The sequence below is a fragment of the Massilicoli timonensis genome (genome assembly GCF_900199515.1).
GTDB lineage: Bacteria > Bacillota_I > Bacilli_A > Erysipelotrichales > Erysipelotrichaceae > Massilicoli > Massilicoli timonensis.
In genome coordinates this window covers 123117-140963 of the sequence record NZ_LT963433.1, presented here as the reverse complement: position 1 = coordinate 140963, position 17847 = coordinate 123117, and the positions used below count along the sequence as shown (strand labels likewise).

At 48.7% G+C, this 17847-nt stretch carries 21 protein-coding genes; all 21 read left to right on the top strand.

Annotation, left to right across the window (positions count from 1 at the left end; translation table 11 throughout):
- Positions 1–25 precede the first annotated feature (25 nt).
- The 21 genes from C1712_RS01285 to C1712_RS01185 all read left to right on the top strand — a co-directional run bounded on the left by C1712_RS01285 (position 26) and on the right by C1712_RS01185 (position 17847).
- Positions 26–391, top strand: a complete 366-nt coding sequence (locus C1712_RS01285) for a DUF7768 domain-containing protein (protein ID WP_102266088.1) — start codon at positions 26–28, stop codon at positions 389–391.
- Positions 384–1004 (top strand): PDDEXK family nuclease, encoded by a 621-nt coding sequence (locus tag C1712_RS01280; protein WP_102266086.1) that lies wholly within the window; start codon positions 384–386, stop codon positions 1002–1004. Before C1712_RS01285 ends, C1712_RS01280 begins: the two co-directional genes overlap by 8 nt.
- On the top strand, positions 1004–3352 hold the full coding sequence (locus C1712_RS01275) for a virulence-associated E family protein (protein WP_102266084.1): 2349 nt from the start codon (positions 1004–1006) through the stop codon (positions 3350–3352). Before C1712_RS01280 ends, C1712_RS01275 begins: the two co-directional genes overlap by 1 nt.
- Before the next feature lie 153 nt (positions 3353–3505).
- Positions 3506–3787, top strand: a complete 282-nt coding sequence (locus C1712_RS01270; protein WP_102266083.1) for a VRR-NUC domain-containing protein — start codon at positions 3506–3508, stop codon at positions 3785–3787.
- Entirely contained in the window at positions 3768–5123 is a 1356-nt protein-coding gene (locus tag C1712_RS01265; protein WP_102266081.1) for an SNF2-related protein, read from the top strand. The genes C1712_RS01270 and C1712_RS01265 overlap by 20 nt, the downstream gene beginning before the upstream one ends.
- Positions 5120–5344, top strand: a complete 225-nt coding sequence (locus C1712_RS01260; RefSeq protein WP_102266080.1) for a hypothetical protein — start codon at positions 5120–5122, stop codon at positions 5342–5344. Before C1712_RS01265 ends, C1712_RS01260 begins: the two co-directional genes overlap by 4 nt.
- On the top strand, positions 5341–5766 hold the full coding sequence (locus C1712_RS01255) for a DUF1492 domain-containing protein (protein WP_102266079.1): 426 nt from the start codon (positions 5341–5343) through the stop codon (positions 5764–5766). Before C1712_RS01260 ends, C1712_RS01255 begins: the two co-directional genes overlap by 4 nt.
- Before the next feature lie 142 nt (positions 5767–5908).
- Positions 5909–6268 (top strand): HNH endonuclease, encoded by a 360-nt coding sequence (locus C1712_RS01250; RefSeq protein WP_102266078.1) that lies wholly within the window; start codon positions 5909–5911, stop codon positions 6266–6268.
- 124 nt (positions 6269–6392) lie between these two features.
- Positions 6393–6941 carry a terminase gene (locus C1712_RS01245; RefSeq protein ID WP_102266077.1) on the top strand — a complete coding sequence of 183 codons (549 nt, stop codon included), beginning with the start codon at positions 6393–6395 and terminating at the stop codon, positions 6939–6941.
- A gap of 2 nt (positions 6942–6943) precedes the next feature.
- Positions 6944–7726: an S-adenosylmethionine synthetase N-terminal domain-containing protein gene (locus C1712_RS01240; RefSeq protein ID WP_102266075.1), complete on the top strand. Its 783-nt coding sequence runs from the start codon at positions 6944–6946 to the stop codon at positions 7724–7726.
- 10 nt (positions 7727–7736) lie between these two features.
- Entirely contained in the window at positions 7737–9002 is a 1266-nt protein-coding gene (locus C1712_RS01235; RefSeq protein ID WP_102266073.1) for a site-specific DNA-methyltransferase, read from the top strand.
- The gene (locus tag C1712_RS01230) at positions 8995–10812 is read left to right on the top strand and encodes a DNA cytosine methyltransferase (RefSeq protein ID WP_102266071.1); all 1818 of its coding nucleotides are present in this window, start codon (positions 8995–8997) and stop codon (positions 10810–10812) included. The genes C1712_RS01235 and C1712_RS01230 overlap by 8 nt, the downstream gene beginning before the upstream one ends.
- A 99-nt stretch (positions 10813–10911) precedes the next feature.
- The gene (locus tag C1712_RS01225) at positions 10912–11787 is read left to right on the top strand and encodes a virulence (RefSeq protein WP_219718822.1); all 876 of its coding nucleotides are present in this window, start codon (positions 10912–10914) and stop codon (positions 11785–11787) included.
- Complete coding sequence (locus C1712_RS13175; protein ID WP_102266069.1) at positions 11784–12170, top strand: DUF4314 domain-containing protein; 387 nt, start codon at positions 11784–11786, stop codon at positions 12168–12170. Before C1712_RS01225 ends, C1712_RS13175 begins: the two co-directional genes overlap by 4 nt.
- Positions 12163–12342: a DUF5049 domain-containing protein gene (locus C1712_RS01215; RefSeq protein ID WP_102266067.1), complete on the top strand. Its 180-nt coding sequence runs from the start codon at positions 12163–12165 to the stop codon at positions 12340–12342. The genes C1712_RS13175 and C1712_RS01215 overlap by 8 nt, the downstream gene beginning before the upstream one ends.
- 2 nt (positions 12343–12344) lie before the next feature.
- A complete protein-coding gene (locus C1712_RS01210) occupies positions 12345–12584 on the top strand; it encodes a DUF7678 domain-containing protein (protein ID WP_102266065.1) in 240 nt (79 codons plus the stop codon).
- Between the two features lie 112 nt (positions 12585–12696).
- Positions 12697–14301 (top strand): terminase large subunit, encoded by a 1605-nt coding sequence (locus C1712_RS01205; protein WP_180963034.1) that lies wholly within the window; start codon positions 12697–12699, stop codon positions 14299–14301.
- Positions 14302–14337: 36 nt separating this feature from the next.
- Entirely contained in the window at positions 14338–15684 is a 1347-nt protein-coding gene (locus C1712_RS01200; RefSeq protein WP_245858032.1) for a phage portal protein, read from the top strand.
- On the top strand, positions 15581–16309 hold the full coding sequence (locus C1712_RS01195) for a head maturation protease, ClpP-related (RefSeq protein ID WP_102266061.1): 729 nt from the start codon (positions 15581–15583) through the stop codon (positions 16307–16309). Before C1712_RS01200 ends, C1712_RS01195 begins: the two co-directional genes overlap by 104 nt.
- Positions 16310–16315: 6 nt before the next feature.
- Entirely contained in the window at positions 16316–17518 is a 1203-nt protein-coding gene (locus tag C1712_RS01190; RefSeq protein ID WP_102266059.1) for a phage major capsid protein, read from the top strand.
- Positions 17519–17535: 17 nt separating this feature from the next.
- A complete protein-coding gene (locus C1712_RS01185) occupies positions 17536–17847 on the top strand; it encodes a head-tail connector protein (RefSeq protein WP_102266057.1) in 312 nt (103 codons plus the stop codon).

The window sequence follows — 17847 nt, the reverse complement described above, 5'->3', positions numbered from 1 at the left end:
TTCATTTTAAGAAGGAGGATTCGATATGGACGAATTCAGAAACAGAAAAGAACCGTACAAACCGATGGTGTATATCTGTAGTCCCTATTCCGGGGATACGCAGTATAACACTGAGCAGGCAAAAAAGTATAGCCGTTTTGCCTATGAACAGGGAGCGATTCCTATGACTCCCCACCTGCTTTACCCGCAGTTTATGTGTGATGAGAACCCTGCGGAGCGTAAGGATGCCATGCATTTCAATTATGTTCTTCTTGGCAATTGCTCGGAACTTTGGGTGTTCGGCAGCAGAGTGTCCGATGGTATGGCACACGAAATCGGTATCGCAAAGAAGAGAAAGTTGACCATCCGTTGGTTCAACGAAAGCTGTGAGGAGGTGTCCGGTAATGAGTGAATTCAAAGCAGTACAGACAGAGTATAAAGGATATTTGTTCCGTTCCCGCCTGGAGGCTCGTTGGGCGGTGTTCTTTGATACCCTTGGTATCCAGTGGGAGTATGAGCCGGAAGGCATTGTTTTAAGTGACGGCACACATTATCTGCCGGACTTTTATCTCCCTGACTTCCATTGTTTCTTTGAAGTAAAGAGAAAAGGCATCCGTGGAACTGCCGAAGGTGATGCTGCAATTGCAAAAATCAGTGACGGTCAGAACCATGACAGTTGGGCAGGCATTATCTGTTTCGGTGACCCGATGGACGATGACCTGTATATCTTCTGCCAGGAAACGGACGATGGCGGTGCTGGCAGTTATGAAAACGAAGTGACCATCGGATTGCATCCGGATACCCGCAAGCCGTATCTCTTTGCTTACAACGATAGACGTGACCGCTGTTTCTTTACCCACTTCGGTGAGGACATGGATGATGAGATGATTCCGATGCTCACCCATGAATACGGCAAGTACAGATATAGCGACTTCGTAACGAGCCGTGTCCGTTATGCCCGTAAAGTTGCAAGACAGGCGCGTTTTGAATATGGGCAGACACCGAAGGTAAGGAGGGACAGATAATGAGAAGTTTAGCACTTGCATACGGCAACAGCCGACAGGCAAAGACCTGGGTCAATAAAACCATCGGCTTTGATGAATTGAAGGAACGCTTAAAAGTCACTATCCGTACCCCGGAGTCGGCGGAAGAATACGCAAAGATGAATAAGGCACAGCGTGATCTGGCAAAAGACCACGGTGGATTTGTGGGCGGTGTCCTTAAGGGCGGCCGCAGAAAAATCGACACTGTGGAGTCACGCTCTATGCTTTCCCTGGACGGCGACCGTATTACAAAGGAATTTCTGGAAGGGTTTGAATCCACCTTTCCATATACCTCTGTGCTTTACACCACACATAGCAGCACGGAAGAAAATCCGAGGGCAAGAATCGTCTGCCCTCTGACCCGTGATGTAACACCGGAGGAGTTTGTTGCCGTATCTCGTTATGTGGCACATATGCTCGGTATCGACTATTTTGACGAGTGTTCCTATCTTCCCAATCAGCTGATGTATTGGCCGTCTACCCCGCAGAACGGCGTTTTCGCATACAAGGAAACGGACGGTGGTTGGATTGACCCCGATGAAATCCTCTCCGCACATCCGGAATGGACTGACCCCACAAGACTGCCTACTTCCTCCAGGGAGAGTAAGGCAAACAGCGTAACGCAGCAAAAGGTACAGGACCCGCTTTCCAAAGAAGGTGTGGTGGGTCTTTTCAACCGTGTCTATCATCCTATCTCCAAAGCATTGGAGATTTTCCTCTCCGATGTATATGAGCCGACCGATAACGAGAGCCGTTGGCATTTCATTCAGTCAAGTAGTATGGCGGGTGTGGAAATCAAAGAAGACAAGTTTGTCTACAGCCACCATGCCAAGGACCCTGCATATCTGAAACTCTGCAATGCCTTCGATATTGTCCGTATCCATAAGTTCGGAGATGCCGATGATAAAAAATCTTTCAATGCTATGTGCGAGTTTGCCATGCAGCAGGATGAAGTAAAACTCCTTGCTGCCAATGAAAGACTGGCACAGGCAAATGTGGATTTTTCTGCTGACAGTGATGAGGACTGGAAGAAAAAACTCCGTTATCAGCCGAGGTCAAGCCTGCTTGAAAACAGCGTGTATAACCTCAATCTCATCTTAAACAATGACCCCGATTTTCAGAATTTTGCGTTCAATGAGATGGCAAACCGTATTCAGATTACGGGTCCTCTTCCTTGGGAGCGTCCTGCGGGAAATGCATTCTGGCGTGATGCGGATACGGCGCAGCTTAAGTCTATCATTGACATCCGCTATTTGCCGTTTTCCAGCCGTAACCACGATGTTGCCTTTACCAAGGCTGCCGATGACCGACACTTCCACCCTGTTCGTGACTATTTGGACAGTCTGCCTGAGTGGGATGGTGTTAAACGTGTGGAAGACCTCTTTATCAAATATCTGCAGGCGGATGATACGGAATATGTACGCACGGTTACAAGAAAAACCTTTGCCGCCGCCGTTGCCCGTATCTATGTTCCCGGCATTAAGTTTGACTGTGTTCCTGTGCTTGACGGGGAGCAAGGTATCGGTAAGTCCACCATCGTAAAAGACCTGGTGGGTTCAGAGTATTATTCGGAAACCTTGTCCCTTACGGATATGGATGATAAGTCCGGTGCAGAAAAACTGCAGGGATTTTGGGCGGTGGAAATTGGAGAACTTGCAGGTATGAAGAAAGCCGACATTGAGAAAGTGAAGGCGTTCCTTTCTACCTGCGATGATAAATACCGTCCTTCCTATGGTCGAGTGGTGGAATCCCATCCAAGGCAGTGCATTATCATTGCTACGGTCAACGGTGAGCGTGGATATCTGCGTGATATTACGGGTAACCGCCGTTTTTGGATTATCAAGGTACATCAGAAGAAACAGAAAAAGACCTGGAACTTTACCGATGAATACCGTCAGCAGTTCTGGGCGGAGGCAAAAGCTATCTGGAAGTCCGGCGAGAAATTGTTCCTTGAAGGCGATGTGCTTGCGGAGTCCGAGAAGGTGCAGCAGTCTGCGATGGAAGTAGACGAGCGTGTCGGCATGGTGGAAGAGTACCTTAATGCCTTACTGCCGACCGATTGGGACAGCATGGATTTGTACCAAAGAAGAAACTTCCTGCAAGGAAGTGAGTTTGGGCAGCCTGATCATAAAGGCACGGTGGTTCGTACAGAAGTCAGTAATCCGGAAATTTGGTGTGAGTGCTTTGGCAAGAATCTGCAGGAACTGAAACCTTCGGACAGCTATGCCATTGCAGCACTGATGAGCCAAATCAGCGGTTGGGAGCGAACCAATTCCATCAAGCGTCAGCCGATTTACGGCAGGCAGCGACTTTACAAATTCGGAGGTTAAGAACACAAGAATGCGACACAACACAACTATTTCCCTTATATTCAAAATGGCTTTTATTTAGGGTATAAGTGAAAAACACCTGTGTATAGGCGCGTAAGGAATATATAGGGAATGGTTGTGATTTTGTGTTCTTGTGTCAAATGAGGTGTAGACATGAGAGAACAGTTTATAGAGAAAAAATTCACGGACGCAGTGAAGAAAATGGGAGGCATCGCACCGAAGTTTGTAAGTCCTGGTTTAGATGGTGTGCCGGACAGACTTGTGCTTTTGCCAATGGGAAGAATGGCATTTGTGGAACTTAAGGCTCCCGGTAAAAAGATGCGTCCTTTACAGATAAGACGTAGAAAACAGTTGGAAAGCCTCGGTTTTAAGGTTTTCTGCGTTGACAGTATCGAGCAGATTGGAGGTGTGATTGATGCGATACAATCCCCATGAATATCAGACTTATGCAACGAATTTTATACTGGAACATCCGGTGGCGGCGGTTCTACTTGAGATGGGTCTTGGTAAGAGCGTCATCACGCTGACTGCCATATACGAACTGATGCTGAACCGATTTGAAGTGCAGAAGGTTCTTGTGATTGCTCCCCTTCGTGTGGCAAGGGATACCTGGCCTGCGGAGATTGAAAAGTGGGAGCATCTGGAGGGTCTTACCTATTCCGTAGCAATTGGAACGGAGGCTGAAAGGCTTGCAGCCTTAAAGCGTCCCGCACACCTGTACTTAATCAACCGAGAAAATGTGGACTGGCTGATTACAAAAAGCGGTATCCCCTTTGATTTTGATATGGTGGTGATTGATGAGTTGTCTTCCTTCAAATCCCACTCAGCGAAAAGGTTCAAAAGCCTTCTGAAAGTAAGACCTACGGTAAAAAGAATGGTGGGACTTACGGGTACTCCGTCAAGCAACGGTCTTATGGATTTATGGGCAGAGTTTAGAGTGCTTGATATGGGTCAGAGGCTTGGCAGATACATCACCCACTACCGAAACAACTTCTTTGTGCCGGATAAGAGAAATCAGCAGATGATTTTCTCCTACAAGCCAAGACCTGGTGCGGAGGATGCCATTTACAGACTGATTTCGGATATTACGATTTCCATGAAATCAGCGGATTTCTTGAAAATGCCGGAATGCATCATCAATGAAGTGCCTGTTTCCCTTTCGGAAAAAGAGTGGTCGGTGTACCAAGCCTTGAAAGAGGATATGGTGGTTGACCTTAAGGATGAGGAGATTGATGCCGTAAATGCTGCAGCACTTTCCGGTAAACTTCTTCAGATGGCAAACGGTGCCGTCTATAACGAAGAAAAAGAGGTCATTCACATCCATGACCGTAAACTGGATGCCCTTGAGGATTTGATTGAAGGTGCAAACGGAAAGCCTGTGCTTGTGGCATATTGGTATAACCACGATTTGCAGAGAATCAAACAGCGTTTTTCTGTAAGAGAAATTAAAACAAGCCAGGACATCAAGGATTGGAACAACGGAAATATCCCTGTTGCCGTTATCCATCCTGCCAGTGCAGGACACGGTCTGAACATCCAGTTTGGCGGCTCCACGATTATATGGTTTGGGTTGACCTGGTCACTGGAACTGTATCAGCAGACCAACGCCCGCTTGTGGAGACAGGGTCAGCAGAGTACCGTTGTTATCCATCATATTATTACAAAGGACACCATTGACGAGGATGTGATGAAGGCACTCCGTAAAAAAGAGAAAATCCAATCGGCTCTTATCGATTCCGTGAAAGCCAGAATTGGAGGTGCTGCCCATTGACCGACCCTTATGAAAATCTTGCAAACAGCATCGTCCTGTTAGCTGTAAAAGACTACAGGGATGCCCTTAAGAAACTGAAAAAATGGCCCAGAAATGAGTCAGCGAAAATAATGAAAGATGAGGTGGAGAGGTTCTTCCGCTCTGCGTGGTATAGGGAACTTACCTCAGTGGATGGAGAGTATTTAATCTCCAAATTACAAGCGGAGGTGGAAGAATCGTGAAAGTTAAAGAATATTTAGGACAGGCATACCGACTTGACCAAAGAATCAACTCGGATATTGAGGAACTTGGGAAATTGAGGGAAATGTCGAGTAGCATTTCTTCTCCCACATGGGAGGAGCGTGTGCAGACTTCAAGAAATACGGATGCACCTTTTGTACGCAGCGTTTTTAAGATTATGGAACTGGAAGATAAAATAAACGCAGAAATCGACAACCTTGTGGAACTGAAAAAGCAGATACGCACTGTTATTGATGAGGTTTCCAATACCGATGAGCGTATGGTTCTGCGTTACCGTTATATCCATAACCTTACCTGGGAGCAGATTGGGGATGAACTCCACGCCGACAGAACCACGGTGTACCGTTGGCATAACAGTGCCCTTAACCATGTGGTGATGCCGGAAAACCCCATCAAAATATAAAGCCTGCACACTTTGCAACACTTTGCAACAAGATACCACAGTGGCAATTATGATATGATATAATCAGCGAAAAGCAGAATGATGAAAGCCTTGAGGGAGCAATCCTTCAGGGCTTTTCTTATGCCCAAGGGAGGTGAAACGAGTGCCAAGAAGACCAACGCGTCCCTGTTCTTTCCCCGGCTGTCCCAACCTAACGGACGGGAGGTTCTGTGAGAAACATGAAAAGCAGGAAAACAAACGCTATGAAACCTATGACCGTGACCCCGCTGTGCGTAAGCGTTACGGCAGAGCGTGGAAAAGGATAAGGGATTCCTATGCGGCTGCCCACCCGCTGTGTGAGAAATGTCAAGCCGAAGGAAAACTTACACCAACGGAAGAGATACATCACAAGCTGCCGTTGTCACAGGGTGGAACTCATGCAAGAGAGAATCTGATTGCTCTCTGCAAGCCGTGTCATGCAAAGATACACGCAGAAAGCGGCGACCGTTGGCATAATCACTGACCCTGCCCAAGGCGGTCAAAATCTCCGGGACCTTTATCCCGTGCAACGGGCGTGGGGTTTCGTGTGAAAAAATTGCGAAATCAAAAGGGTAATAAGACCCGCAGACAGAAAGACGGTGAGAAATGTGCCAACAAAATCGAATAACACAGGCGGCCGTGGTGGAAAACGTCCGGGTGCAGGTCGTAAGCCGAAGTCCAATTTAGAAAAGGCTCAGAACGGCAACCCCGGCGGTCGCAAACTTACGATGCTGGATATCCCCGATGTGGAGGGTATCCAGATGCCGAAACCAAATGAACTGCTCAGTGCAAAGCAGCGTGACGGTACGGAACTGAGAGCAAAGCAGATTTATGAGGATACCTGGAACTGGCTCAATTCCATCGGCTGTGCGGGTTATGTTTCCCCACAGACCATTGAACGCTATGCCATGTGCGTTGCCCGTTGGCTGCAGTGCGAGGAAATGACAAACGAGCTGGGATTTCTATCAAAGCATCCCACAACCGGAAAGCCTGTCACCTCCCCGTTCATCAACATCGGCATCAACTATATGAACCAAGCCTCAAGGCAGTGGGACAACATCATGCAAATCGTAAAAGAAAACTGTTCCGTGGACTTCTCTGGTACGAATCCGAATGATGACCTGGAACGACTATTGCACCAACGAAAGGGGTTTTAACTATGATTGAAAAAGTAAATCCGAGCCATCCGGACAAGGTGGCAGACAGAATCGCAGGAGCCATTGTGGATCTGGCTTATGCAAAAGAAGAAAATCCGAAGATTGCTGTGGAGGTTTTAATCGGCCATGGTGTGTGCCATGCCATTATTGAAACCACAGCAGATTTGGACAGAGCAGAAATTATAAACGCCGTGCATCGTATCGCAGGCGTGATGGATACGGACATCGTTATCGTTCCCCAGGATAAGCACCTGTCGGATAATCAGAAGGACGGTGTGCGTTGCGGAGATAACGGGATCTTTAAGGGTATGCCTTTAACACCCGAGCAGAAGAACCTTTCCAGAATGGCTCGTGAAATTTATGAGGAGTATCCGTATGACGGGAAATACATCGCAGACGGAAACAGATTTATTGTTTGTCAGAGTAATGCTCCGACCGACATTCTTCGTATCAAGTGTCCTCTTACAGAGGTAAATCCTCTCGGTGATTGGACTGGCGGCACCAATGTAGATACAGGTGCTACCAACCGTAAACTCGGTTCGGATATGGCTGATTCCGTTACAGGTGGCGGTCTGCACGGTAAGGACTTATCCAAGGCGGATGTGTCTGTAAATATCTATGCGTTCCTTAAGGCACAGAAAATCAAAGAGCCTGTGCAGCTTTGCTGTGCCATCGGAGATGACACCATTGATGGTAAGCCTTATGCGGAAATCGTAGACATTGCCCGTCAGTACATTCACAGCCTCGGCGGTTTTGAAAAGTTCGCTGAATGGGGTCTGTATTAAGGAGGGTGCTATGGGAAGAACAACAACGCAGATGGAACTCGTTTCCATTACAAAATTAGTGCCGTATGTAAATAATGCCCGCACCCATTCTCCGGAGCAGATTATGAAACTCCGTTCTTCGCTCCGTGAGTTCGGCTTTATCAATCCCGTCATTATTGATAAGGATTACGGTATCATTGCCGGACACGGCCGTGTGATGGCTGCCAAGGAAGAAGGCATCGATGAGGTGCCTTGTGTTTTTGTGGACTACCTTACCGAGGCACAGAAGAAAGCCTACATCCTTGCAGACAACCGTATGGTGCTTGATGCAGGATGGGACGAGGAGATGTTAAAAATCGAAATCGAGTCCTTGCAGGGCATGGATTTTGATATCGGCCTGGCAGGCTTTGACGATGATGAAATCGCAGACCTCTTTACAGGAGATGATAAGTCTGATGTGGAAGAGGACGATTTTGATTTAAGCGATGCCTTGGAAAAGGCTGCCTTTGTGGAACGTGGTGATGTGTGGACGGTAGGCAGACACAGACTGATGTGCGGTGATGCCACAAATCCCGATGACGTTGCAACACTTATGGATGGTAAGAAAGCCAACCTTGTGCTGACCGACCCTCCATATAATGTAGCCTTTGAAAGTTCCGATGGTCTGTCCATCAAAAACGATAAGATGGCAAGCGAGAAGTTTTATGAATTTCTGCTTTCGGCATTTCAGAATATGGCTGCCCACCTGGAAAAAGGCGGTGCTGCCTATGTGTTCCATGCTGATACGGAAGGCTTGAATTTCCGTAAGGCATTTATCGATGCAGGCTTTCATCTTTCCGGCTGCTGCATTTGGGTGAAAAACTCCCTGGTGCTTGGCAGAAGTGATTATCAGTGGCAGCACGAACCCGTGCTTTACGGTTTCCTTCAGAACGGCAAGCACTACTGGAGCAAAAACGCAGGCAGAAGTCAGACCACCATCTGGAACTTCGATAAGCCGAAGAAAAATAAAAACCATCCGACTTCCAAGCCACTTGACCTGCTTGCCTACCCGATTGGAAACTCAAGCCGTGAGAATTCCATCGTGGTCGACACCTTTGGTGGCAGTGGTTCTACGCTGATGGCTTGTGAAAGAACCAATCGCATCTGCCATACGATGGAACTGGATGAAAAGTACGCATCGGTCATCCTCCGCAGATATGTGGAAGATACAGGTGATGCAGACGGTGTCTTTGTTATCCGTAACGGTGTGCAGATACCGTATGCCGACCTTGTGAAGGAGGTTGGTGCAGATGAATAAAAAACCTATGACCCTCGGCAGCCTCTTTGACGGCTCCGGGGGATTTCCTCTGGGAGGCTTGATTTCCGGTATTACCCCTTTGTGGGCATCGGAAGTTGAGCCTTTTCCTATTCGTGTAACAAGCAAGCGTATTCCGCAGATGAAACACCTCGGTGACATCTCCACCATAAGCGGTGCGGAGATTGACCCCGTGGATATCATCACTTTCGGTTCTCCCTGCCAGGATATGAGTGTGGCGGGAAAACGCAGTGGTCTTGATGGAGAACGCTCCTGCCTGTTCTACGAAGCAATCCGAATCGTAAAAGAAATGAGGTGTAAAACCAATGGTGAGTATCCAAGATACATCGTGTGGGAAAATGTCCCCGGCGCCTTCTCCTCAAACGCAGGAGAGGATTTCAAAGCAGTCCTCGAAGCAGTCGCATCCGTCAAAGGCGACTATGCTGTGCCTTGTCCTCCAAAAGGAAAATGGACAGGAGCAGGAGAACTGTTGGGAGACGGTTTCAGTATCGCATGGAGATGCGTTGACGCGCAGTATTGGGGAGTTCCCCAGAGAAGAAGACGTATCTATCTTGTCGCAGATTTTAATGGTGGGTGTGCCGGAAAAATATTATTTGAGTCAGAAGGCCTGTTTGGGAATCTTGAGGCGAGCCGATGCCCGTGGAAAAGAACTGCCGGAACTTCTGAAGAAAGCACTCCTGCGACAGGCATCGTCTTAAATGACCAGGGTGGTAACCGTATGGATGTCACCGATGATGTTACCTGCACTCTCCGAGCCGAGGCACACCATCCGCCTTGCGTAATGGAGTCTGCGGGATTTTGTACGGAACATTCTGCTGATAGCCGTGGCATCGGTTATGAGGAGGAAAAATCTCCGACGCTCCGAGCGGGAGTCGTTCCTGCAACGGTTTATGAAAATCACTCCCAGGATACCCGCTATGTGGGCCCCCTTGATGTTGCACAGACCGTGGCGGCTACTTACGGCACAGGCGGAAACAATCAGCCGTTTGTGGTAGAGCCGACCGCTTTTGGTGTCTGCTCCAAGGACAGCAATGCCATGAAATCGGCAAACCCCAACAGCGGTTTTTATAAAGCAGATACCTCCCGTACCCTTGATGGGAACGGTGGTAACCCCACCTGCAACCAGGGCGGCATTGCCATCGTGGAAGGCAACGGCTCCCGTCCTTCCCACCACGGCAACGGTTATGCGGAAAGTGATGTCATGTACACCCTAAACACCGTAGACCGTCACGCCGTTGTTTACGCTATCGACCGTGAAAGTTATAACTGCGGTCAGAACTTCGCAAGGAATATGGGAATCAGTGATGAGGGCATCAATTCTACACTGAAAGCCACGGGACCCGATGCGGTTGCCGTTCCCACCTACTCAAGCAGTAAGGCATCGTTCTTTACTTCTGCGGAAGAGGAACTTGCCAACACTTTAGTAGCTACGGATTACAAAGATCCTCCGCTTGTCAATGACACAGATTCGGATCTGGAATACATTGTCCGCAGACTTACCCCTACGGAGTGTGCAAGGCTCCAGGGATTTCCAGATTGGTGGTGCGCTGACCTTGGTGAGAAACTTCCTTCTGAAGAGGAACTCACACGGTGGGCAGAAATCTTTGAAACACATCGTAAGATTGTGGGAACATCAAGCAAACCAAAGACACGGAAACAAATCTTCAAGTGGCTGCAGAATCCTCATTCCGACTCGGCGGAGTATAAGATGTGGGGCAACGGCGTGGCACTGCCCAATGTGGTGTATGTGCTGACAGGCATCGTGTACTATACACAAAATGAAGGGGTGTAAATCTACAACTATTCTCCCTTATATTTTGCACATATGACTTGCTATTTATCGGTTTTAGAGCGAATATGTGTACTACCAAAACGATAGGAGGTTTTGCACATGAAAATTCATTACAATGTTCCCGGTAAAAAACGCAAGGAACTGGCACAGACCATAGCCACCTGGCTTGAGGTCGATTGCAGGTATAAGGGAGTCCCTTCCTGCGCATACGAAGTAGACTACTTCACAATCGACAAGGAAGGCAACCTGCTGTTTGATGATATGGCAGACAGCGAGGTCATTGAAAGACTTCTGGAGCATCTTTACGATGCAGGCTTTGAGAGTGACTTCTCCCGTTATGACAGCGAACAGCAGGAGGCCGTAATTTCCGAAGAAGAGCCGACGGAAGATTGCCCGTCGGATTACCTTGCCCCTTCCGAAAACGAGCCACAGGGCGAAACGGTGGGGCTTACGGTGGCGATTCCCCTTGATAAGGTTGCGGTCGGTAACCTTAAAAATCTTCTGGATGCCAAGGGCAGTCTTATCAAGAAGGCACTGGGCATTTCGGCAACACCAATCGAAATCGGCGAGGACAGGGTTTCCTTCCCTTGGTTTGAAGAAGGATTGGATGCCGATGAGGTCAAGGCTTACAGCCACTTCATTGCCGCCCTTTGTGAAATGAGCAAAAATCAGAAACGCATCAATGCCACGGAAAAAGCGGTGGACAATGAGAAATACGCATTCCGCTGTTTTCTCCTCCGCCTCGGCTTTATCGGAAATGAATACAAGACCGAGCGAAAAATCCTGCTCCGCAACCTTTCCGGCAGCAGTGCTTTTAAGGCACCGAAAACGGAAAAGACCTACCGAGTGGAACTTGACGATGATAACTTCAAAATCTTCACTGCCACAAACAGTGTGGAGGCTGAACGCATCGGTGCGGACATTGCAGAAGAACTTGGCAGTGGATACTGCCTTGTCGAGGAGGTGGCAGAATGAGATTTCCGGATAGAGAAGCGGTTGAGCGTGTCAGAAAAGAATACCCTGTAGGATGCCGTGTGGAACTGGTACAGATGGAAGATGTACAGGCACCACCTATTGGAACAAAGGGTACGGTCAGAGGCGTAGATGATACCGCATCCATCATGGTTCGTTGGGATACAGGCTCCGGCTTGAATGTGGTGTATGGTGTCGATATTTGTCGAAAACTGGATGCTGTGAAGATTACCTGCTACGGTCAGACGGAAGTTTGGGACAGCAGAAAAGAGGCTGCCGATTTCTACCTTAGAGCCATTGCGGGTTCCGAGGGCAGCGAGTGTGAACGCTACACCAAAATTTACACGGAACTTCTTATGGGCAAGGAGGTCTGCACCGATGAATAAAATCAAGGAACAGATTCTCGCCATCCGAGCAACCGGACGTACCAATATGTTTGATGTGCCGATGGTACAATACATTGCCAACGAGATGCATTTTTACGAATTAGTGGTGTATCTTGAGGAACACCGAAAGGAATACACCCACTTCATTCTTACAGGCAAAATGGAGGACTGACTATGTGGAAAGAAGGAACAATCGGTATTCCGCAAAAGGACGGCGGTTACAAGGCAGTCCACTACTGGATTAAGGCTTATGAGGAAGGCAGCCGGTTCGGCATCAACGGCGGAAAAATCAGCAAGCTGATGCTGAAACTCGATGGCGGGATTATTGCCAACTACGACAGAGGTTGGGATGTTGAACCCATAACCGAAGAAGCAAACCTTGCTCTTTGCATTTTGCTGAACGAACACAATTAAAAAATCCTGTAAAGGCAGGACGGAGCCGTGAGGCTCTGTTCCTCGTATACGAAGGTCGCACCGATTACGGTGGCGGCTATTTTTTATGCCATTTTTGAGGAGGTGACGGCATTTGCGAAAACTGAAAAACTACAAACCAACCCGCTTTATGGCGGAGGGCAGCTATTACGATAAAGATGCTGCCGACCACGCAGTATGCTTTATCGAAAAATTCTGCTGTCATACCAAAGGCACATGGGATGGAAAGCCATTTGAACTGATTGACTGGCAGGAGCAGATTATCCGTGATATTTTCGGTGTTCTGAAACCAAACGGATACAGACAGTTTAACACAGCTTATATCGAGATACCGAAGAAACAAGGCAAATCGGAACTTGCAGCGGCTGTGGCATTGTATCTTCTGTGTGCTGACTTTGAGCCGGGTGCAGAGGTTTACGGCTGTGCTGCGGATAAAGACCAAGCACGAATCGTATTTGACGTTGCTTTGGAGATGGTAAGGCGAAGTCCTCTGCTGAAAAATAAAATGACCATCCAGGCAAGCCAGAAGACCATGACCTACAATCCTACAGGAAGTAAGTACAAGGCACTGTCTGCGGATGTGGCAAACAAGCACGGTTTCAATACCCACGGCGTTATTTTTGATGAGCTGCATACCCAACCGAACAGAAAACTGTTTGATGTAATGACCAAGGGTTCCGGCGATGCAAGAATGCAGCCGCTTTATTTCCTGATCACCACGGCGGGAAACGATACACAGTCCATCTGTTATGAAACCCACCAGAAGGCAAAGGACATCATCGAAGGTCGAAAAGTTGACCCTACCTTCTACCCTGTGATTTACGGTGCAGAGGACGATGACGATTGGACAGACCCGGAAGTATGGAAGAAAGCAAATCCATCCCTGGGTGTGACGGTTGGCATCGACAAGGTGCAGCAAGCCTGTGAACAGGCAAAGCAAAACCCCGGAGAAGAGAATGCCTTTCGTCAGTTAAGGCTTAATCAATGGGTCAAGCAGGCTGTCCGTTGGATGCCGATGGCGGTGTGGGATGCCTGTGCGTTTCCTACCGACAAATCTGAACTGGAAGGCCGTGTCTGCTATGGTGGTCTTGACCTTTCTTCCACAACGGACATCACAGCTTTCGTGTTGGTGTTCCCACCGGAAGATGAGGATGATAAATACATCATTCTTCCATACTTCTGGATACCGGAAGATAACATCGACCTGCGTGTGCGGCGTGACCATGTGCCGTATGACATTTGGGAACGACAGGACTTGCTTATGACCACCGAGGGCAATGTAGTCCATTACGGTTACATTGAGAAATTCATCGAGTCATTGGGCGAGAAATACAACATCCGTGAAATCGCATATGACCGTTGGGGTGCTGTGCAGATGGTGCAGAACCTTGAGGGTATGGGATTTACAGTAGTGCCTTTCGGTCAAGGGTACAAGGATATGTCTCCTCCAACCAAGGAGCTAATGAAACTTGCGATGGAGAAGAAACTGGCACACGGCGGGCATCCCGTTCTTCGTTGGATGATGGATAACATCTACATCAAGACCGACCCTGCCGGAAACATCAAGGCTGACAAAGCCAAATCCACAGAAAAGATTGACGGTGCTGTTGCTACCATTATGGCGCTCGACCGTGCAATCCGCTGTGGCAACACCAATAGTGCCAGCGTGTACGATGACCGCGGCATTTTGTTTATTTAGGAAGGAGCGTGATTTGATATGGGTATTTTTACGGGAATGTTTAAGTCCAGAGATAAGCCTGAAAACAGAACGGCAGGCAGTGCTTACACCTTTTATATGGGCGGTACGACTTCCGGCAAAGCAGTGACAGAGCGTTCTGCCATGCAGATGACGGCGGTGTATTCCTGTGTCCGTATCCTGGCTGAAGCCGTGGCAGGCTTGCCTTTGCATTTATATAAATATAACGATGATGGTGGCAAGGAAAAAGCCATCGACCATCCTCTTTACCGATTGCTCCATGATGAGCCGAATCCGGAAATGAGTTCTTTCGTATTCCGAGAGACCCTCATGACCCATCTGCTCCTGTGGGGCAATGCCTATGCCCAGGTTATCCGAAACGGCAAGAATGAGGTGGTTGCCCTGTATCCGCTGATGCCAAACAAGATGAGTGTGGACAGGGATGAAAACGGACATCTGTACTACACCTATTACCGTGGTCCCGATGAGGCTATCAAAAATAAGGAGTTTGCAGTAACCTTGCAGCCTTCCGATGTGCTTCATATTCCGGGACTTGGGTTTGACGGCCTTGTGGGATACAGTCCGATTGCTATGGCAAAGAACGCCATCGGCATGGCGATTGCCTGTGAGGAATACGGTGCCAAGTTCTTCGCCAACGGTGCAACGCCGGGCGGTGTGTTGGAACACCCAAGCACCATCAAGGATCCGCAGAGGGTCAGAGAAAGCTGGCAGGCTGCCTTTGGCGGCAGTTCCAACTCCAATAAGGTGGCTGTTCTGGAAGAAGGAATGAAGTATACACCGATTTCCATCTCCCCGGAACAGGCACAGTTCCTTGAAACAAGGAAGTTCCAAATCAATGAAATTGCTCGAATTTTCAGAGTCCCTCCCCATATGGTGGGCGACCTTGAGAAGTCGAGCTTTTCTAATATAGAGCAGCAGTCCCTTGAGTTTGTGAAATACACCCTTGACCCCTGGGTCATTCGTTGGGAGCAGTCCATTCAGAGGACGCTCCTGTCACAGGATGAAAAGAAATGCTACTTTGTGAAATTCAATGTGGAAGGCCTGCTCCGTGGCGATTATCAGAGCCGTATGAACGGCTACGCCATTGGTCGTCAGAACGGTTGGATGTCGGCAAACGATATCCGCGAACTGGAAAACCTCGACCGTATCCCTGCGGAAGAAGGCGGCGACCTTTACCTTATCAACGGCAATATGCTCCCTCTGAAAGATGCGGGTGCTTTTGCAAATGCAACCGACAATGACGGAAAGGAGGAAAATTCCGATGAAGAAGTTCTGGAAGTGGAAGAACCAGGCACAGACGGAAACGATGCCGGAGGCGAGGACACTGTTTCTGAACGGAACAATCGCAGAAGAAAGCTGGTTTGACGATGACGTCACTCCACAGCTTTTCAAGGACGAACTCATGGCAGGCTCCGGTGATATTACCGTGTGGATTAACTCACCCGGCGGTGACTGCGTGGCAGCAGCCCAGATCTACAATATGCTGATGGATTACAAGGGCAATGTCACGGTCAAGATTGACGGCATCGCTGCCTCCGCAGCATCCGTGATTGCGATGGCAGGAACGAAAGTGCTGATGTCCCCGGTATCCATGATGATGATTCACAATCCTATGACGGTAGCATTCGGTGATTCCGGCGAAATGCAGAAAGCCATCGATATGCTCGGTAGTGTCAAGGATTCCATCATCAATGCCTATGAGATTAAGACAGGATTGTCCCGTACAAAGCTGTCCCACCTCATGGATGCAGAAACATGGATGGACGCAAACAAGGCCGTGGAACTTGGCTTTGCTGATGAAATCATGCAGAGAACTACCACGGACGAAGTGGAAGTGCCGCAGGTGTCTATGCTTTATTCCAAGGCAAATGTGGTCAATTCCCTTATGGATAAGGTTGCCGCCAAGTGTGCAATCAAGTCCGAAGAAACCCGAAAAACCAAAGCCGATGACCTTATGGACAGGCTAAATCTTATTAAAAATTGGAGGTAATTTATTATGACTATCAACGAACTGCGCGAAAAGCGTAACCAGGCTTGGGAGGCTGCAAAGGCTTTTGTGGAAACCAAGCGCGACAAGGACGGTCTGCTTTCCGATGAGGATGCAAAGACCTATGCACAGATGGAGAAGAAGGTTCAGGACTACGGCGCTGAAATCGAGCGTATGGAGGCTATGTCCGCTATGGATGCACAGCTTTCCAAGCCTACCTCTGCTCCCATCACTGAAAAGCCTATGAACGGCAAACCTATGGACGGCAAGAAGGAAAAGACCGGACGTGCTTCCGATGCCTATAAGGACGGTATGCTTAAGGCTCTCCGTACCAACTTCCGTAATGTTTCCAATGTTCTCCAGGAGGGCGTGGATGCAGACGGCGGTTATCTCGTACCCGAAGAGTATGACACCCGCCTTATCGAGGCATTGGAGGAAGAGAACATCTTCCGTAAGCTGGGGCACACCATCACCACAAGCGGTGAGCGTAAAATCAACATAGCTGCCACTAAGCCTGCGGCTGCGTGGATTGACGAGGGTGAGGAACTCACCTGGGGTGATGCGAAGTTCGCCCAGATCAACCTGGACGCACACAAACTCCATGTTGCCGTTAAGGTAACCGAGGAACTTCTGTATGACAATGCCTTTGGTCTTGAGAATTACATCATCCGCCAGTTCTCCAAGGCTCTGGCAAATGCCGAAGAGGATGCCTTCCTCAACGGTACCGGCACTGGTCAGCCTTTAGGTCTGCTTGCCGAGGAAGGCGGTGCTGAAATCGGTGTGACTGCCGCATCTGCAACAGAAATCACTTCCGATGAAATCATAGACCTTGTGTACTCCCTTAAGCGTCCTTACCGTAAGAATGCTTGTTTCCTCTGCAATGACCGTACTTTGGCAGCTATCCGTAAGCTGACTGACAAAAACGGCCGTTACCTCTGGCAGGATTCCATCCAGGAGGGAGAACCTGGTCATTTGCTGGGTTACAAGGTCTATACCTCTCCTTACTTCCCTGAAATTACTGCCGGACTTCCTGCAGTGGCATTCGGTGACTTCCACTACTACAACATTGGCGACCGTGGTACTCGTTCCTTTGCGGAACTGAAGGAACTCTTCGCCGGAAACGGTATGGTCGGCTTTGTTGCGAAGGAGCGTGTGGACGGTAAGCTGATTCTTGCCGAAGCCGTGAAGCTCCTCAAGATGGCTGCTGCCTAAGATGGGAGGTGGCAGTGATGAGCGAACTTCTTAAGAAGGTCAAAGAAAATCTGATACTGGAGCATTCGGTGGATGATGGACTGATTGAAAGGTTCATCACTGCCGCCGTTTCTTATGCGGAAAGCTATCAGCACATCCAAGCAGGATATTATACGGAAAATGCGATGCCCGCTACCACGGAACAGGCCGTGATTATGTTGGCATCGCATTTCTATGAATCAAGGGACGGCTCTACGGGCGGTTTCTTTGCCGACAACGTGCAAGCCGGACAGCAGGTCTGGAATACGGTCAATCTTCTATTAAGGCTCGACCGAGATTGGAAGGTGTGA

What these genes read in the sequence shown, in the direction of transcription:
- C1712_RS01240 (WP_102266075.1), top strand. Translation starts at nt 6,944, where the DNA reads ATGATTGAAAAAGTAAATCCGAGCCATCCGGACAAGGTGGCAGACAGA.
- C1712_RS01185 (WP_102266057.1), top strand. Translation starts at nt 17,536, where the DNA reads ATGAGCGAACTTCTTAAGAAGGTCAAAGAAAATCTGATACTGGAGCAT.
- C1712_RS13175 (WP_102266069.1), top strand. Translation starts at nt 11,784, where the DNA reads ATGAGATTTCCGGATAGAGAAGCGGTTGAGCGTGTCAGAAAAGAATAC.
- C1712_RS01270 (WP_102266083.1), top strand. Translation starts at nt 3,506, where the DNA reads ATGAGAGAACAGTTTATAGAGAAAAAATTCACGGACGCAGTGAAGAAA.
- C1712_RS01195 (WP_102266061.1), top strand. Translation starts at nt 15,581, where the DNA reads ATGAAGAAGTTCTGGAAGTGGAAGAACCAGGCACAGACGGAAACGATG.
- C1712_RS01280 (WP_102266086.1), top strand. Translation starts at nt 384, where the DNA reads ATGAGTGAATTCAAAGCAGTACAGACAGAGTATAAAGGATATTTGTTC.
- C1712_RS01235 (WP_102266073.1), top strand. Translation starts at nt 7,737, where the DNA reads ATGGGAAGAACAACAACGCAGATGGAACTCGTTTCCATTACAAAATTA.
- C1712_RS01275 (WP_102266084.1), top strand. Translation starts at nt 1,004, where the DNA reads ATGAGAAGTTTAGCACTTGCATACGGCAACAGCCGACAGGCAAAGACC.
- C1712_RS01225 (WP_219718822.1), top strand. Translation starts at nt 10,912, where the DNA reads ATGAAAATTCATTACAATGTTCCCGGTAAAAAACGCAAGGAACTGGCA.
- C1712_RS01210 (WP_102266065.1), top strand. Translation starts at nt 12,345, where the DNA reads ATGTGGAAAGAAGGAACAATCGGTATTCCGCAAAAGGACGGCGGTTAC.
- C1712_RS01190 (WP_102266059.1), top strand. Translation starts at nt 16,316, where the DNA reads ATGACTATCAACGAACTGCGCGAAAAGCGTAACCAGGCTTGGGAGGCT.
- C1712_RS01215 (WP_102266067.1), top strand. Translation starts at nt 12,163, where the DNA reads ATGAATAAAATCAAGGAACAGATTCTCGCCATCCGAGCAACCGGACGT.
- C1712_RS01265 (WP_102266081.1), top strand. Translation starts at nt 3,768, where the DNA reads ATGCGATACAATCCCCATGAATATCAGACTTATGCAACGAATTTTATA.
- C1712_RS01200 (WP_245858032.1), top strand. Translation starts at nt 14,338, where the DNA reads ATGTTTAAGTCCAGAGATAAGCCTGAAAACAGAACGGCAGGCAGTGCT.
- C1712_RS01230 (WP_102266071.1), top strand. Translation starts at nt 8,995, where the DNA reads ATGAATAAAAAACCTATGACCCTCGGCAGCCTCTTTGACGGCTCCGGG.
- C1712_RS01285 (WP_102266088.1), top strand. Translation starts at nt 26, where the DNA reads ATGGACGAATTCAGAAACAGAAAAGAACCGTACAAACCGATGGTGTAT.